Raw genomic sequence first — 17158 nt, forward strand, 5'->3', positions numbered from 1 at the left:
ACGGTCCCCCACTCCCATCCGGGGGTCCGGCCCGGGCTCATCGCTTGCCTCCTGGCTCCATGCCCCTGCAACGGCGACGGGCAACACGCACGCCCCCCCTGGCGCGAGCCCGCCTGCTGGCCCACACTTCCCCTTCCCCCCTTGCAACAGGGCTCACCCCCCCCCACCGAGGCCCACTACGCCTGCACGGACGTCCACGACCGCTGCAAACAGGTCCGCGCCTCGGACAACGAGACCCACGACCGCCTGTGGAGGCCGATGACGCCTGCGACGAGGCTTCTGGCTGCTGCAAACAGGCCTGGGGCCACTGCCATCTGATCCAACACCGGTTCGACACGGAGTCACGCATCGCCATGGGGCCCGCCAGCCCCGACCCGTCCTGCCGCTACGCCTGGACAGCCCGGAGCGCACGCCGCGCCTGCTCGATGGCGCTGCGGATGCCGTCGAGCTGGACCGGCTTCGAGAGGTAGTCGTCCGTCCCCGCCTCGAGGCACGCCTCGCGGTCGCCCTCCATCGCGTTCGCCGTCAGCGCCACGACGTGCGGCTGCGACGCCAGCGGCAGCGCCCGGATCGCCCGCGTAGCCGCGAGCCCGTCCATCTCGGGCATCTGGACGTCCATGAACACGACGTCGTACCCCTGCCCGTGCGCGGCCTGGCGCTCGACGGCCTCGACGGCTTCGAGCCCATTCGCCACCACGTCGGCCCGGATCCCGACCCGGTCGAGCAGCCGCGTCGCCACCTTCTGGTTGACCAGGTTGTCCTCCGCCAGCAGGACCCGGAGCGTCGGGCCGGAGGGCGGCGTCTCGGTCGTGACGGCGCCCCGGGCGACCCAGGCGGCAGGCGCAGAGGGCCCGGCGACGGCCGGCGCGGGCCGGTCCTCGAAGGCGCCGATCAGGACGTCGTAGAGCTGGGACGGCTTGGTCGGCTTGTACAGCACGGCGTGGACGCCCGCGGCGCGCGCGCGCTCGCGCAAGTCGCTGCCGCGGTGGATCGAGGTCAGCATCACCATCACCGGCGGCTGGCCCGGCTGGGCGTCGAGCGCCTGGGCGACCCCGATGCCGTCCATCCCCGGCATCTGCATGTCGAGCAGGATGAGGTCGTACGGGCGGCCCTCGGCCTTGGCCCGGGCGACGGCCTCGAGGGCCTCGGGCCCCGAGCGCACCTCGTCGGGCACCATCCGCCACCGCGCCGAGAGCCGCGTCAGGATCTCGCGGTTGACCGCGTTGTCGTCGACGACGAGCACGCGGCGGCCTTCGAGGGCCGGCTGCTCGCGCTGCAGGAACACCCGGCGCTCGGACGCCGCGATCGTCGTCGGCATGGAGAACCCGAAGGTGGACCCCTCCCCGACCACGCTCGCGACGGTCATCTCCCCGCCCATCATCCCGACCAGACTCTGGCAGATCGCCAGGCCCAGGCCCGTCCCCCCGTACTCCCGCGTCGTCGAGGCGTCGGCCTGGCTGAAGCTCTCGAACACGGCCTCGAGCTTCCCCGGCGCGATCCCGATCCCCGTGTCCTCGACCGCGAACGTGAGCTCGGCCGCCGACCCCACCGCCGCGTCCGGGGGCGCCCCCCCCACCCGGACGCACACGGACCCCTCGGCCGTGAACTTCACGGCGTTCGACAACAGGTTGACCAGCACCTGCCGGACCCGCGTGACGTCGCCGACGACGGCCCGGGGGGCCCCGTCGCCCACGACGTACGCGAGCTCGACGCCCTTCTCGGCGGCCCCCTGGGCCACGAGGTCGAGCGCGTCCTCGACCGTCGAGGCGACGTCGAACGGGGCCTCCTCGAGCGAGAGCATCCCGGCCTCGATCTTCGAGAAGTCGAGGATGTCGTTGATGATGGTCAGGAGCGCGTCGCCCGACGTCCGGATGGTCTCGACGAAGTCGCGCTGCTCGGGGCCGAGCGGGGTCTCGAGGAGCAGGCTCGTCATCCCGACCACGCCGTTCATCGGCGTCCGGATCTCGTGGGACATGTTGGCCAGGAACTCCGACTTCGCTCGCGTCGCCGCCTCCGCCGCCTCGCGCGCGGCCTCGGCGGCGTCGTGGGCCTCGCGCAGGGCCACCTCGGCCGCCTTCCGCTCCGAGATGTCGCGCATGACCGAGACGAGCCCGACGACCTCGCCGGACTCGTCCTGGAGCGGGACCTTCGTGCTTTCCTTCCAGCCCTCCCCGAACGTCCGCTTCGTTTCGACCGCCAGGAGCGGCTCGGCCGTCTCCATCACGCGCAGGTCCTCGGCGTGGGCCCGCTCGGCGAGGTCGCGTGGGACGTCGGTTTCGAGGAGCGTGAGCCCGACCGACTCCTCAACGGTCTCGTAGCCCATGATGCGGGCGGCGGCGAGGTTGCGGGTGAGCAAGCGGCCCTCGCGGTCCTTGACGGTGATGCGGTCGGGGATGGCGTCGATGACGGTGCGGAGCAGGCGCTGGCTGCGCTCGAACTCGCGGCGCTGGGCCTCGGCGGCGGCGCGGGCGGCCTCGGCCGCGTCGCGCGCGTCGCGGAGCGCGGCCTGGACGGCCTTCTGGGCCGTGATGTCGCGCGAGACGCCGACGATGCCCGAGACCGTGCCGTCGGGGCCGCGCAGGGGCACCTTGGTGGTGAGCAGCCAGCCGCCGCTGGCGTCGCGCTCCTCCTTGTCGCGGAGCGGGCGGCCCGTCCGGATCACCGTGAGGTCGTCGGCGGAGGCGGCCAGCCCGTAGCCCTCGATGTCGGACACGTGGTCTTGGTCGGCGGCGCGCCGGCGCCAGACCTCGGCGTCGGTCGCGCCGACCGCCTCTTCGGGGTCGTCGAACCCGAGCGCGGCGGCGCTGGCGACGTTGCGGAGCGTGGCCCGGCCCTGAACGTCCTTGACGTAGATGTGGTCCGGGATGGCGTCGATGACGGTCTGGAGCAGGCGCCGCTGCGCCTCGATCTTGGCCCGGCTCTGTTTCTGCTCCGTCACGTCGCGCGTCACGCCGACGAGCCCGACGACGGCGCCGGAGTCGTCGCGGAGCGGGATCCGCGAGGTGATGAGCCAGCCGGTCTCGCCGCCGTAGGCGTACGGCTCCTCAAAGTCGATCTCGGCCTCCCCGGTCCGCATCACGCGGTCCTCCTCGGCCCAGTAGTCGGCGGCGACCTCCGGGTCCTCCGAGGTGTCGAAGACGGTCAGCCCGACGGCCTCCGACGGGTCGTCGAGGCCCAGGAAGTCGGCGCTGTACTTGTTGCGGATGAGGCACCGGCCCTCGCGGTCCTTGACGTAGACGTGCTCGGGGATGGCGTCGATGACGGTCCGCAGGAGCCGGCCGCGGGCCTGGAGCTGGTCGCGCTGCTCGCGGAGCGCGAGCCGGGTCCGGACCTGAGCCATCGCGGCGGTCGACCCGAGGAAGGCCAGCAGCACGTAGCACGCCCCCACCAGCAGGCCGCTCTCGAACGGCGCGCCCGACACGACAAGCGACGCGAGCAGCGACACGGTCAGCGACAGCGCCGCGGCCCAGACGCCTCGGACGGAGCGCGCGTACGGGGTGATCGCGAGGACCGTCGCGCTCCCGGCCGTCAGCACGCCGACGATCCACGCGTTGTCGAGGTCGTTTTGCACCCCGAGCCACGTGAAGTAGACGACCAGACCGCACGAGGCGACCAGGGCGCACGTCCAGACCGACCGCCGGACCGCCCGGTTGACGAACGTCAACGCCAGCAGGCCCACCATCAACGCGGCGTATCCGACCCGGAGCGCGAGCGGGTCGTAGTAGGCCGGGTCGATGGCCCGGTAGACAACCCAGAACGCCGGGACGGCGACGGCCGCGGCGCCTAGCATCCAGCGGAAGGCGGCGAGAGAAGCGGACGGCGCAGGAGCGGAAGGGCGAGGCACAGGCCAGTCGGTGGGACCGGTAGGGTATCGGTCGCCCCGAGCCCGTCTAAACCCGCGCCGCCGTCACTTTACCGTTCCGTTCCCGCCGGATGCCGCCCCGCTAGCCGTCGACGCGGACGACGTCGCCGGAGCCCATAATCGACTGGGAGACCTCGGGCGAGCCGTAGTACCGCACGTCGCCGGAGCCCATCACGGACACGTCGAGGCGCTTCGCGGCCCGCACCGTCACGTCGCCCGAGCCGGCCACGGCGATCTCGGCGTCGGCCACGGCGAGCGCCCCGGCGTCCACGTCGCCCGAGCCGGCGATGTCGACCGAGACGCGATCGGCAGCGCCGCCGACGACCACGCCGCCCGAGCCGGCCACCGACACCTCGAGGGCGCCCGTCTCCAGATCCATCATCGACACGTCGCCGCTCCCGCCGATCGACACCGAGGCGGCGTCGGCGCGGACGCCGTCGGCCTCGACGCGGCCCGAGCCCGCGATCTCGATGCGCTCCAGCCGGTCCACGCCGACGGTCATGCGCAGGTCGAGGGCGGTCTGGAACGACTCGCCGCGCGGGGCCCGCAGCGTCAGCACGCCGCCGTCGACGTCCGCCACGAGGGCCTCGACGATGTTGTCGTCGCCCTCGATGCGGAGCGGGGCCGCGCCGGGCGTCACCACGAGCACGCCCGGGACCGCCAGCCGCACGCCGTCGACGCCGGACACCTCGACCGTACGCGCGCCGGGCTCGCCGGACCCCTCGACGGCCGAGCCGCCCCAGTTCCCATTGAAACAGCCGGCCAGCGCGGCGGCGGCGAGGACGGCGACGAAGACGAGGCGGAGCATGGGACAGCGGGCAGGTGTCGGCCCGCTACGGCACGAGCGGCCGGCGGGTTACGGCGCACGCGAGCCCCCCACGCTCGCTCCGCCCTTCCGTGGCAGCCGCCGGTGAGACGCGCGCAGCTCGCCCCCCGTGTGTCCGCGCTAGGCCACCCGAGCGCGCGGCTCGGTCGGGGCGCACCGCGCGCGCTCGATGGCGCTGCGGATGCCGTCGAGCTGGACCGGCTTCGAGAGGTAGTCGTCGGCCCCGGCCTCGAGGCACGCCTCGCGGTCGCCCTCCATCGCGTTGGCCGTCAGCGCCACGACGTGCGGCTGCGACGCCAGCGGCAGCGCCCGGATCGCCCGCGTAGCCGCGAGCCCGTCCATCTCGGGCATCTGGACGTCCATGAACACGACGTCGTACCCCTGCCCGTGCGCGGCCTGGCGCTCGACGGCCTCGACGGCCTCGAGCCCATTCGCCACCACGTCGGCCCGGATCCCGACCCGGTCGAGCAGCCGCGTCGCCACCTTCTGGTTGACCAGGTTGTCCTCCGCCAGCAGGACCCGGAGCGGGGTCCCGTCGGGCGCGGGCCGGGCGACCCAGGCGGCCTCCGGGATGGGCTCGGGCACGGTGCGGCCGATCGCGTGGACGAGCGCGTCGTGGAGTTGGTGGTGCTTGGGCGGCTTGCCGAGCAAGACCGAGACGCCGGCGCGGTCGGCACGCGCCCTCGCCTCCGCTGTCCGCGTGGAACTCGTGAGTCCGACGACGGCGGGGGGCGACGGCAGCGAGACCAGCACCCCCGGCGCATCGTGGCCACCCATCCCCGGGGCCTGCAGGTCGAGCACGACGACGGCCACAGGGTCGGTCGCGGTGCTGTGGGCGGCCGCTGCGACGGCCTCGGCGCTGCTCGCGACGCCCTCGACCCGCATCCCCCACGACGCTGCCAGCGCGACGGTCGCGGCGCGGACGGTCGGGTCGGGGATGGCGACGAGCGCGCGGCGGCCGTCGAGCGCAGGCGACGGCGCGAGCACCCGGCCCTCGGGCGCGGCGACGCGCATCGGCACGGAGAACCCGAAGGTGGACCCCTCCCCGACCACGCTCGCGACGGTCATCTCCCCGCCCATAACCCCGACCAGACTCTGGCAGATCGCCAGGCCGAGCCCCGTCCCCCCGTACTCCCGCGTCGTCGAGGCGTCGGCCTGGCTGAAGCTCTCGAACACGGCCTCGAGCTTCCCCGGCGCGATCCCGATCCCCGTGTCCTCGACCGCGAACGTGAGCTCGGCCGCCGACCCCACCGCCGCGTCCGGGGGCGCCCCCCCCACCCGGACGCACACGGACCCCTCGGCCGTGAACTTCACGGCGTTCGACAACAGGTTGACCAGCACCTGCCGGACCCGCGTGACGTCGCCGACGACGGCCCGGGGGGCCCCGTCGCCCACGACGTACGCGAGCTCGACGCCCTTCTCGGCGGCCCCCTGGGCCACGAGGTCGAGCGCGTCCTCGACCGTCGAGGCGACGTCGAACGGGGCCTCCTCGAGCGAGAGCATCCCGGCCTCGATCTTCGAGAAGTCGAGGATGTCGTTGATGATGGTCAGGAGCGCGTCGCCCGACGTCCGGATGGTCTCGACGAAGTCGCGCTGCTCGGGGCCGAGCGGGGTCTCGAGGAGCAGGCTCGTCATCCCGACCACGCCGTTCATCGGCGTCCGGATCTCGTGGGACATGTTGGCCAGGAACTCCGACTTCGCCCGTGTCGCCGCCTCCGCCGCCTCCTTCGCCGCGACGAGTTCGGCCTCCGCCGCCTTCTGCTCGCGCATGTCGCGCGCGTGGACGGAGAACAGGATGGTGCCCGTGCCGTCGCCGTGGTCCACCTCGGCGGGTGCGATGGTGATCTCGGCCGGGATCTCCTCGCCCGCCGCCGAGAGGATGGGGAGATAGAGCCGCCGCCCCAGCGACCCGAGATGGCCTTCGCGGCCGTAGCGGACCAGCTTGGCGCGGTGCTCGTCGCGGTAGCGGGCGGGCACGGCGAGGTCGGCGAACGAGTGGCCCACGAAGGCCTCCCGCTCGACGCCCAGGAGCGCCAGCGCGGCCTCGTTGGCGTCCAGTACGCGGTCGTTCTCGTCGAGCGCGATGACAGCGTTTGGGGCCGAGTCGAGCAGCGACTTGACGCGCGCCACGCTCTCGCGCAGGGCCACCTCGGTAGCCTTCTGCCCGCTCACGTCGCGCGAGACGCCGACGAGCCCGGTGACGGCACCGGACGGATCGCGCAGGGGGACGCGCGTCGTGAGGAGCCAGGTGCCGTCGGGCGCCCGCTCGGCGTGGGTGCGGCCCGGCTGCCCGAGCGACGCGTCGCGCCGGTCGGCGGTCCCCCCCAGGTCATCGCACGGACTCGACGGGATGCCCCGGACGGCGAAATCGGGGCCGCCAGCGGCGTGCGCTCGCGCGCTGGCGGCGTTGCGCAGCGTTTCGCGGCCCTCGACGTCGGTGATGGTGATACGGTCGGGGATCGCGTCGATGACGGCCCGCAAGAGCTGGGCGCCGGCGGCGACCTCCCGGTGCTGCGCCGCGAGCGCGTCGCGGCCCTCCTGCACGGCCGCCAGCATCCGCAAGCGAGAGACCCCCGCCGCGTAGAGCGAGGCCCCTGAAAAGGCGAGCAGCCCCACGAAGTTGGACCGGGGAAACAGGAAGCCGCCCGGCGGCGGGGCCGTCAGCCAGAGCGGGACGGCGAGGGCCGCAACCAGCCCCAGCAGCGCCCCCCACACGGCCCGTGTCGACCGGGCGTAGAGCGCCACCACGAGCCCGGCCATCAGCGTCAGGAGGCTCAGCCCGCCCACCCACGACGGGCCCAGGCCGTTCTTGGCCGCCGTCCATGAGAAGAAGGCGGCGATGACCCAGATCAGGCCCACCACACTGGACCGGACGTGATGGCGCGCTCGCGCGTCGACGTAGGTCAGCCCGAGAACCACCAGGCACAGGCCCGAGACCGCGAGCCGGTACCCGAGCGGGTCGTCGTGGACGGCACCGCCCATCTGGTCCAGCCCCCAGAACAGAGGGCTCGCGACCGACCCCAGCACGATCACCAGCCGGTGCGTGCGGAGGTCGTCGGGGGAGGGGGCGGCGGTGGCGGGCACGGTCGGGGCGCAGGGCAGGTCTCTCGGTATCGATTCGATGCCCGCGCGCTGAACCACCAGGGCTTCGAGCCGTCTCTCAGATGGCCATCGAGCGGGGGGGCGCCGGCCACGGGGCCGTCTCGCGGCACTCCAGCAGAGACGGCACACTGGCGAGCGCCCCGCGCATCGACTCCAGTTGGACCGGCTTCGAGAGGTAGTCGTCGGCCCCGGCCTCGAGGCACGCCTCGCGGTCGCCCTCCATCGCGTTGGCCGTCAGCGCCACGACGTGCGGCTGCGACGCCAGCGGCAGCGCCCGGATCGCCCGCGTAGCCGCGAGCCCGTCCATCTCGGGCATCTGGACGTCCATGAACACGACGTCGTACCCCTGCCCGTGCGCGGCCTGGCGCTCGACGGCCTCGACGGCCTCGAGCCCATTCGCCACCACGTCGGCCCGGATCCCGACCCGGGCGAGCAGGCGCGTGGCCACCTTCTGATTGACCAGGTTGTCTTCGGCCACGAGCACGCGCAAGCCGGAGCCGCCGGTCGGGGCCGAGGCCGCGGGCCGCGCCACCCAGGCCGGCGGGGGGGCAGGGGCGTCGTGCCCGGCGAGCGATTGGACGAGGGCGTCGTGGAGCTGGCAGTGGCGGGGCGGCTTGCCGAGCAGCACCGTCACGCCCGCCGCCGCCGCCCGGCTGCGGGCCGCCGCCGTCCGGGCGACGCCAGTGAGCCCCACGACGGCCGGCGACGGCGACGGCAGCGAGCCCAGCACGGCGGCCACCTCGTGCCCGTCCATCCCCGGCGTCTGCATGTCGAGCACGACGGTGTCGAAGGGCGTCCCCGAGGCGACGGCGCGCGCTGCGATCGCGATCGCCTCGTCGCCGGACGGGGCGCCCGTCGCCTCCAGCCCCCACGACGCGACCAGGTCGAGCGTCGTCGCCCGCACGACGGCGTCGGCGAGCGCCACCAACACGCGGGGGCCGTCGAGCGCGGCCGACGGCACGAACGCCGCCGACGGCGCCGGCGCCACGACGGCCGGGATCGAGAACCGGAACGTGGAGCCGACGCCGGGCACGCTTTCCGCCCCCAGCCGCCCGTCCATCATCCCGACCAAGCTCCGGCAGATCGCCAGGCCCAGGCCCGTCCCCCCGTACTCCCGCGTCGTCGAGGCGTCGGCCTGGCTGAAGCTCTCGAACACGGCCTCGAGCTTCCCCGGCGCGATCCCGATCCCCGTGTCCTCGACCGCGAACGTGAGCTCGGCCGCCGACCCCACCGCCGCGTCCGGGGGCGCCCCCCCCACCCGGACGCACACGGACCCCTCGGCCGTGAACTTCACGGCGTTCGACAACAGGTTGACCAGCACCTGCCGGACCCGCGTGACGTCGCCGACGACGGCCCGGGGGGCCCCGTCGCCCACGACGTACGCGAGCTCGACGCCCTTCTCGGCGGCCCCCTGGGCCACGAGGTCGAGCGCGTCCTCGACCGTCGAGGCGACGTCGAACGGGGCCTCCTCGAGCGAGAGCATCCCGGCCTCGATCTTCGAGAAGTCGAGGATGTCGTTGATGATGGTCAGGAGCGCGTCGCCCGACGTCCGGATGGTCTCGACGAAGTCGCGCTGCTCGGGGCCGAGCGGGGTCTCGAGGAGCAGGCTCGTCATCCCGACCACGCCGTTCATCGGCGTCCGGATCTCGTGGGACATGTTGGCCAGGAACTCCGACTTCGCCCGTGTCGCCGCCTCCGCCGCCTCCTTCGCCGCGACGAGCGCGACGGCCGCGCGCTTCTGGTCCGACACGTCGCGCGAGACGCCGACGAGCCCAACGACCTCGCCGCTCTCGGCGCGCAGCGGCACCTTCGTGGTCAGCAGCCAGTCGCCGTCGGGCGTCTGCTCTTCGAGGTTCTCGATGGGCCGGCCTGTCCGGACGACGCGGAGGTCGGCGGCGGCGACGGCGCGGCTGTACTCCGCCGGGAGGTCGGCGTCGAGGATGGTCTCCCCGACCGACTCGCCGGGGTCGGCGTAGCCGAGCGCCGTCGCGCTGGCGACGTTGCGCAGCGTCGCCCGGCCCTCGCGGTCCTTGACGTAGATGTGGTCCGGGATGGTGTCGATGACGGTCCGCAGGAGCCGCTCGCTGGCCACGACGGCGTCGCGCTGGGCGGCGAGCGCGTCGCGGCTTTCGCGGACGGCGGCGAGCATCTTGAGCCGGGTCACCCCGGCGCCGTACAGCGCGGCGGACCCGAACCCGACGACGGCGACGAAGTTGGCGTACGGCAGAACGAACCCACCCGCCGGCGGCGGTGTCAGGGCGACGGGGACCAAGAGCGCGGCGGCCAGGCCGGCCAGCGTCCCCGCCACGGCGCGGGGCGTCGGCGCGTAGAGCGCCACGACGAGGCCGCAGACCAACAGGAGCAGGCTCAGGCCGGCCGCCCAGGGCGCTGGGAGCCCGTTCCGGGCGGCCGTCCACGAGAAGTACGCCGCGATCAGGTAGATGACGCCGACCATCAGCACGCGGATGTGGCGGCGCACGCGGTCGTCGACGTAGGTCAGCGCCAGGACCAGCACGGCGATTCCGGTGATCGCCAGCCGGTACTCGAGCGGGTCGTCGTAGGCCAGCCCCGCCATCTGGTCGAGCACCCAGAACGCGGGCACGGCGATCGCCCCGAGGAGGATCGTGGCGCGGTGCGCGCGGAGGTCGAGCGGGGCGTCGTCGGGCACGGGCGAGAGGGTGAGCCGGGTCGGTATCGGCGGGGACCGAGCCGGGCTCAACCCGATCGCTCCGCGCGACGGGGGCGCCTCTGTGGAGAGAATCCCAATAACGGCTGACAAGATGACAGATCCGCGCGCCCTGGCACGCCGTTCGCGTTGGGGCGTCCGACACCGACCGATGGCGGGCCGCCCCGCCGACCCCACGCCGAGATCCAGCCATGAACCTCCAGAAGTTTACCGTCAAGGCCCAAGAGGCCGTCCAGCGCGCCAGCGAGATCGCGCAGTCGAAGAACCACCAGGGCATCGAGCCCCCGCATCTGCTCCAGGCCTTTCTGCAGGACGAGGGCGGGCTCATCCCCACCCTCCTGTCGCGCCTGGGCGCGAATGAAGACACGCTCGCCGCGCTCGCGGCCCGGGCCGTCGACAAGCTCCCGACCGTGACCGGCGCGTCGGTCTCGGGCCAGTACGTCGGGACCGAGCTCAACAAGGCCTTCGACCGGGCGCTCGCCGAGGCCGAGGCGCTCGGCGACGAGTACGTCGCGAGCGAGCACCTGCTGCTGGCGCTCGCCGAGGGCGAGGGGGCGACCGCGAACGCGCTCCAGAGCCAGGGCGTCACCAAGGACGCCTTGCTCGGCGTCCTCCAGACCGTCCGCGGCGGGCAGCGCGTGCAGGACCCGTACGCCGAGTCCAAGTACGACGCGCTCAACCGCTACGCGCGCGACCTCAACGACGCCGCCCGCAAGGGCCAGATCGACCCCGTCATCGGGCGCGACGACGAGATCCGGCGCGTGCTCCAGATCCTGAGCCGCCGGACCAAGAACAACCCCGTGCTCGTGGGCGAGCCCGGCGTCGGCAAGACGGCGATCGCCGAGGGGCTGGCGATCCGGGTCGTCGAGGGCGACGTGCCCGAGGGGCTGGCCTCGAAGACCATCATGGCCCTCGACATGGGCGCGCTGATCGCCGGGGCCAAGTACCGCGGCGAGTTCGAGGACCGCCTCAAGGCCGTCGTCAAGGAGGTCACCCAGGCCGACGGCGAGATCATCCTGTTCATCGACGAGATCCACACGCTCGTGGGCGCCGGCGGCGGGGACGGCGCCATGGACGCGGCCAACATCCTGAAGCCGGCGCTCGCGCGCGGCGAGCTCCGCGCGATCGGCGCGACGACGCTCGACGAGTACCAGAAGTACTTCGAAAAGGACAAGGCCCTGGAGCGGCGCTTCCAGATGGTCCTCGTCGCCGAGCCGTCCGTCCCGGACACGATCGCGATCCTGCGCGGCATCAAGGACCGCTACGAGGTGCACCACGGCGTCCGCATCACCGACGGCGCGATCGTGGCCGCCGCCGAGCTGTCGGACCGCTACGTCTCGAACCGCTTCCTGCCCGACAAGGCCATCGACCTGGTCGACGAGGCCGCGTCGCGCCTGCGCATCGAGATCGACTCGACGCCCGAGGAGCTCGACACGGTCGAGCGCGAGATCCGGACCCAGGAGATCGCGCGCGAGGCCGTCCGGCGCGAGGGCGACGAGGCCCAGGAGGCCGCCATCACCGAGCAGCTCGCGAACCTGGAAGAGGAGCGCGACCGGCTGCGCGCGCGCTGGGAGCAGGAGCGCGACCTGGTCACGACGATCAAGGACTCGAAGGCCCAGATCGAGGCCCTGAAGACCGAGGCGGCCGAGGAAGAGCGTCAGGGCGACTTTGCGCGCGTCGCCGAGATCCGGCACGGCGAGATCCCGGGCCTGCAGGAGGCCATCGACACGGCGACGGCGCGCCTTGCCGAGGTCCAGCTGAACGGGGCGATGCTCAAGGAGGAGGTCGACGCCGAGGACATCGCGGACGTGATCTCGCGCGCGACCGGCATCCCGGTCTCGAAGATGCTGGAGACCGAGCGCGAAAAGCTGCTCCACCTCGAGGACGAGATCGAGAAGCGCGTCGTGGGCCAGCCCGAGGCCGTCGAGGCCGTGGCGAACGCCGTGCGGCGCTCGCGCGCGGGCCTGCAAGAGGGCAACCGGCCGCTCGGCTCGTTCATCTTCCTGGGCACGACGGGCGTCGGCAAGACGGAGCTGGCGAAGGCGCTCGCCGAGCAGCTTTTCGACGACGACCACGCGCTCGTGCGGATCGACATGTCGGAGTACCAGGAGCGCCACACCGTCTCGCGACTCGTCGGCGCGCCTCCCGGCTACGTCGGCTACGACGAGGGCGGGCAGCTCACCGAGGCGGTCCGCCGCCGGCCGTACTCCGTCGTGCTGCTCGACGAGTTCGAAAAGGCGCACCCGGAGGTCTACAACGTCCTGTTGCAGGTGCTCGACGACGGGCGGCTGACGGACTCGAAGGGCCGCGTGGTCGACTTCTCGAACACGATCATCATCATGACCTCGAACCTCGGCTCGGAGCTCATCACCCAGAAGCTGGGCGCCGACCGCGACGTGTCGGAGGCCGAGATGGACGCTGTCCGCACGGAGCTGCTGCAGCTGCTCCGCCAGCGCTTGCGGCCCGAGTTCCTGAACCGGATCGACGAGACCGTCGTGTTCCGGCCCCTCGGCCGGGCGCAGATCCGCCAGATCGTCGAGATCCTGTTCGAGACCACGCGCCGGCTGGCCGAGCGGCAGGGCGTGCGCTTGGTGCTGACGGACGCGGCCAAGGACGCGCTCGCGGCCGAGGGCTTCGACGCGGCGTTCGGCGCGCGGCCCCTCAAGCGCGTGCTCCAGCGGTTGGTCGCCAACCCGCTGGCGGAGCAGATCCTGGGCGGGCTCGTCGGCGACGGCGACGCCGTGCTCGTGGAGGCGGCCGACGGCGGCGGGGTCACGCTGGAGACCGTCCCCGCGGCCGAGGCGGACGCCCGGCTCGGCGCCGAGGCCGACCGCGAGCCGGAGGCGGGGATGATGGCGCCCGCGGGCGAGGCGTAGCGCGGACCGCAGACGACGCCTCCCCCCAGCCCGCATGTGGGCTGGGGGGTCAGGCAGTCGCCCACACCGCCAGTTCGTTGCCGCTCGGATCCAGAAAGTGGAAGCGGCGGCCACCGGGGAAATCGAACGGGGGCGTCGAGATCGTCCCGCCCGCGGCCTCGACGGCGGCGACGCTGGCGGCCAGGTCGTCGGAGTACAGGATGACGAGCGGGCCGCCGGTGCGCACGGTGTCGGCTTGCGCCAGCCCGCCGACCTCGCCGTCGCCGTCGGGCCGCTGGATGCCCGCGTACGTCGGGCCGTAGTCGGTGAAGGCCCAGCCGAAGGCGGCGGTGTAAAACCGCTTGGCGGCGGCGAGGTCGAGGACGGTGATCTCGATGTAGTCGATGGCGTGGTGCGTGGGCATCGGGCGGGGCGCGCGGGGAGGGGGGAGGGGCCTCAGCGTACGATCACAAACCCGCCACCCCAGCGCCGGTAGTCCAGGGTCTCGACGCCGTTGCGGACGGAGCCGGCATAGCCGTCCTGCCCCGGGCGCGGCTCGAAGATGACCTTGCCGCCGTCGGCGTAGGTGATGGCTCCGGCATGGACGGCGGCACGGCACACGCTGGAGTCGTCGGTGTAGGGGCCGGAGCCCCAGACCGGGTGGCCGCGGTCGGCGGCGGAGCGCGCGGGCGGGCAGACCACGGTGACGCGGGCCGAGGTGCCGCGGTAGGCGGCGGCGTCGGCGTCCCACCCGACGGTCGGGTCGGCGGCGACCGTGACGACGGCGAAGCTGCCGCCCCACGAGCCGTAGTCCAGGGTCGTGACGCCGTTCCGGGCGGTCCCCGGGTAGCTCGGCTGGCCCGGCCGGGCCTCGAGGGTGACGGCCCCGCCGGCCCAGTCTATGGCCCCGGCGTGGACGGCGGCGCGGCACACGCTGGAGTCGTCGGTGTACGGGTTCGAGCCCCAGACGGGGTGGTTCCGGTCGGCCGCCCCGGCTTCGGGACAGACCACGGAGACTGTCCCCGAGCGCCCCCGGAGGTCGGAGGCGTCGGCGTCCCAGCCGATCTGGGCGGACGGAGCGGCGGCGAGGAGGAGGGCGAGGACGAATGGGAGGTGGCGCATGGCGACGCAGGGCTTACTGGACCCCCAAGTCTATAAAACAGCAGGGGAACAGGCCGTCCGGCGCGGACCTCCTCTTGCGACGCGAGCCCGACTCTCCCCTCGCCCCGCGCCCCGCCGGACCGCCCTCCACGTCCCGACCACCGGGCGCCGTAACCTGCGGGATGGACACCCCTCCCCTCCCCGAGCCGCTCGTCATCGGCGGCACCGAGATCCCGCGCGGGACTCGCACGACCGTCCGCCTGCCGATCGCTCCCCTGTACACGCTCGCGGCGATGGCGATGCCCGTGCACGTCGTCAGGGGCAAGCGCGACGGGCCGCGCCTGTTCGTCTCGGCGGCCATCCACGGCGACGAGATCCTGGGCGTCGAAATCATCCGGCGGCTGCTGGGGCTGGGGCTGCTCAAACACCTGCGGGGCACGCTGATCGCCGTGCCGGTCGTCAACGTCTACGGGTACACGGCGCGCTCGCGGTACCTGCCCGACCGCCGCGACCTCAACCGCTCGTTCCCCGGCTCGGCGACCGGCTCGATGGCGTCGCGCCTCGCGCACACGTTCATGACGGAGATCGTGGCGAACGCGACGCACGGGATCGACCTGCACACGGGCGCCATCGACCGGACGAACCTCCCCCAGGTCCGGGTCTCGCTCGACCAGCCGGACGCGGTCGAGATGGCGCACCGCTTCCGGGTGCCGCTCATCCTGCACGCCAACTTGCGCGACGGCTCGATGCGGCAGACCGTCCTGGAACACGGCGTGCCGGTCCTGCTCTACGAGGCGGGCGAGGCGCTGCGGCTCGACGAGAAGGCCGTCCGGATCGGCCTGCGCGGCGTGGTCTCGGTGATGCGCGGGCTGGGGATGCTGCCCAAGACGGCGCCGACGCGGATGGTCAAGCCGCTGCTGGCGCGGAGCAGCGGCTGGACGCGCGCCGAGGAGAGCGGCACGTTGCAGATGACGCACGACATCGGCGACCTCGTCGAGAAGGGCCAGCAGGTGGGCACGCTGACGGCCCCGCTCGGCGACCAGTCGATCCCGGTCGTCTCGCGCGACTCGGGCCTCATCATCGGCAAGACGCAGCTGCCCCTCGTCTACGAGGGCGAGGCGCTCTTCCACGTGGCGCGGCTGGAGGAGCCCGACACGGCCGAGGCCCGGATGGCGACCTACGGCGACCGGCTGGCGGGCTGGCGCGAGCCCGTCGAGGCGGACCACTAGGCGGCCGAGGTCACACGACCTGCGACTTCCACGTCCCCCGGCGGAAGAGGAGCCCCCCCAGAACCGCCGCGGCCACGTTCGCGACGCCGATCCCGAGCCACACGCCCGTCGGGCCCAGCCCGAGCGCCATCGCGAGCCCCCACGAGACGGGGATCTCGATGGCCCAGAAGCAGGCGAGGTTGAGGTACGTCGGCGTGAGCGTGTCGCCGGCGCCGTTGAAGGCCTGCGGGAAGATCATCGCCCACCCCACGATGACGTAGATGTATCCGAGGAGGCGGAGCCCCTCGGCGCCCGCGGCGACGACGGCGGGGGCGTCGGTGAAGAGGCGCATCAGCCACTCGTCGGCGAGGACGTAGCCGACGGCGACCAGGCCGAGCAGGGCGGTCGACACCCAGCCGGAGATCCAGACCGACCGCTCGGCGCGCGCGGGCTTCCCGGCGCCGAGGTTCTGGCCGACCAGCGTCGCGGCGGCGTTCGACAGGCCCCACGCCGGGAGCAGCGTGAACAGGAAGATGCGAATCGCGATCGTGTAGCCCGCCAGCGCCTCGGCCCCGAACTCGGCTACGATGCGGACCAGAAACACCCACGAGGTCGTCGCGACGGCGAACTGGGCGATGCCGCCGGCCGACGTCCGCAGGATGCGGGCCATCACGTCGGCGCGCAGGCGGAGGTGGGACATCCGCACGCGGACGTGCTCGCCGCCGCGCAGCAGCACGACCATCTGGACGAGCACGGCGATGCCCCGCCCGATCGTCGTGGCGATGGCGGCGCCCGTCACGCCCAGCTCCGGGAACGGGCCCCAGCCGAAGATCAGGACCGGGTCGAGAATCAGGTTGATGCCGTTCGCCAGCCACAGCACGCGCATGGCGATGGCGGCGTCGCCGGCGCCCCGAAACACGGCGTTGAGCACGAAGAGCAGCATGATGACGGCGTTCCCGCCCAGCATCCAGGCCATGTAGCCCGCGCCGACGGCGGCGGTCTCGGCGTCGGCGCCCATCAGCGCCAGGATCCCCTCGCTGTACCAAATGCCGACGACGGCGAACGGGACGGACGCGGCGGCCGCGACGGCGACGGCCTGCACGGCGGCGCGCGCGGCGCCGTCGGGGTCCTTCTCGCCCACCCGGCGCGCGACGACGGCCGTCGCCGCCATCGACAGGCCCATCGCGACGGCGTACATCAGCGACAGCACGGACTCGGTGAGGCCGACCGCGGCGACGGCCGGGGCGCCCAGCGAGGCCACCCAGTACACGTCGACGACGGCGAAGACGGACTCCATGACCATCTCGAGCACCATCGGGACGGCCAGCAGCAAGAGCGCCGTGCCGATGGGGCCGGTGGTGTAGTCGCGGTCGGTCCCGCGGACGGCGCCGCCGAGGTCGCGGAGCAGGCCGCGCACGCCGGTCGGCCGGGCGGGCGAGTCGGAGGGGTCGGGCATGGGCGCGAACGGGGTCCCGAAGGATCGCACCGGGGGGCACAGGTGTGGGGCGTGAGGGCGCG

At 73.3% G+C, this 17158-nt stretch carries 9 protein-coding genes; 2 read left to right on the forward strand and 7 right to left on the reverse strand.

Going from position 1 to position 17158, the window contains the following annotated elements; genetic code table 11:
- Positions 1 to 385 precede the first annotated feature (385 nt).
- The 4 genes from ACLIRP_RS12735 to ACLIRP_RS12750 form a co-directional block, all read right to left on the reverse strand.
- On the reverse strand, positions 386 to 3790 hold the full coding sequence (locus tag ACLIRP_RS12735) for a response regulator (RefSeq protein ID WP_412060836.1): 3405 nt from the start codon (positions 3788 to 3790) through the stop codon (positions 386 to 388).
- 154 nt (positions 3791 to 3944) lie between these two features.
- A complete protein-coding gene (locus tag ACLIRP_RS12740) occupies positions 3945 to 4670 on the reverse strand; it encodes a head GIN domain-containing protein (protein ID WP_412060837.1) in 726 nt (241 codons plus the stop codon).
- 138 nt (positions 4671 to 4808) lie between these two features.
- Entirely contained in the window at positions 4809 to 7772 is a 2964-nt protein-coding gene (locus tag ACLIRP_RS12745; RefSeq protein ID WP_412060838.1) for a response regulator, read from the reverse strand.
- A 76-nt stretch (positions 7773 to 7848) separates the two neighbouring features.
- Positions 7849 to 10458 (reverse strand): response regulator, encoded by a 2610-nt coding sequence (locus ACLIRP_RS12750; protein ID WP_412060839.1) that lies wholly within the window; start codon positions 10456 to 10458, stop codon positions 7849 to 7851.
- A gap of 209 nt (positions 10459 to 10667) precedes the next feature.
- Between ACLIRP_RS12750 and clpB the strand changes: the two genes are divergently transcribed.
- Positions 10668 to 13352 (forward strand): ATP-dependent chaperone ClpB, encoded by a 2685-nt coding sequence (clpB, locus tag ACLIRP_RS12755; RefSeq protein WP_412060840.1) that lies wholly within the window; start codon positions 10668 to 10670, stop codon positions 13350 to 13352.
- A 49-nt stretch (positions 13353 to 13401) separates the two neighbouring features.
- Here clpB and ACLIRP_RS12760 read toward each other — a convergent pair whose 3' ends face one another.
- Both ACLIRP_RS12760 and ACLIRP_RS12765 read right to left on the reverse strand, forming a co-directional pair.
- A complete protein-coding gene (locus tag ACLIRP_RS12760) occupies positions 13402 to 13755 on the reverse strand; it encodes a VOC family protein (RefSeq protein ID WP_412060841.1) in 354 nt (117 codons plus the stop codon).
- 32 nt (positions 13756 to 13787) lie between these two features.
- Positions 13788 to 14453 (reverse strand): LCCL domain-containing protein, encoded by a 666-nt coding sequence (locus ACLIRP_RS12765; protein WP_412060842.1) that lies wholly within the window; start codon positions 14451 to 14453, stop codon positions 13788 to 13790.
- A 161-nt stretch (positions 14454 to 14614) separates the two neighbouring features.
- On the opposite strand from ACLIRP_RS12765, the gene ACLIRP_RS12770 reads away from it, so the two are divergent.
- Positions 14615 to 15661: a succinylglutamate desuccinylase/aspartoacylase family protein gene (locus ACLIRP_RS12770; protein WP_412060843.1), complete on the forward strand. Its 1047-nt coding sequence runs from the start codon at positions 14615 to 14617 to the stop codon at positions 15659 to 15661.
- A gap of 10 nt (positions 15662 to 15671) precedes the next feature.
- On the opposite strand, the gene ACLIRP_RS12775 is transcribed toward ACLIRP_RS12770, so the two are convergent.
- The gene (locus tag ACLIRP_RS12775; protein ID WP_412060844.1) at positions 15672 to 17096 is read right to left on the reverse strand and encodes an MATE family efflux transporter; all 1425 of its coding nucleotides are present in this window, start codon (positions 17094 to 17096) and stop codon (positions 15672 to 15674) included.
- Positions 17097 to 17158 lie beyond the last annotated feature (62 nt).

It is taken from the genome of Rubrivirga halophila, assembly GCF_046845755.1.
GTDB lineage: Bacteria > Bacteroidota > Rhodothermia > Rhodothermales > Rubricoccaceae > Rubrivirga.

Excerpts from the sequence above, each read along its gene's own strand:
- ACLIRP_RS12775 (WP_412060844.1), bottom strand. The coding sequence starts at position 17,096 with ATGCCCGACCCCTCCGACTCGCCCGCCCGGCCGACCGGCGTGCGCGGC.
- ACLIRP_RS12735 (WP_412060836.1), bottom strand. The coding sequence starts at position 3,790 with ATGCTAGGCGCCGCGGCCGTCGCCGTCCCGGCGTTCTGGGTTGTCTAC.
- ACLIRP_RS12760 (WP_412060841.1), bottom strand. The coding sequence starts at position 13,755 with ATGCCCACGCACCACGCCATCGACTACATCGAGATCACCGTCCTCGAC.
- ACLIRP_RS12770 (WP_412060843.1), top strand. The coding sequence starts at position 14,615 with ATGGACACCCCTCCCCTCCCCGAGCCGCTCGTCATCGGCGGCACCGAG.
- clpB (WP_412060840.1), top strand. The coding sequence starts at position 10,668 with ATGAACCTCCAGAAGTTTACCGTCAAGGCCCAAGAGGCCGTCCAGCGC.
- ACLIRP_RS12740 (WP_412060837.1), bottom strand. The coding sequence starts at position 4,670 with ATGCTCCGCCTCGTCTTCGTCGCCGTCCTCGCCGCCGCCGCGCTGGCC.
- ACLIRP_RS12765 (WP_412060842.1), bottom strand. The coding sequence starts at position 14,453 with ATGCGCCACCTCCCATTCGTCCTCGCCCTCCTCCTCGCCGCCGCTCCG.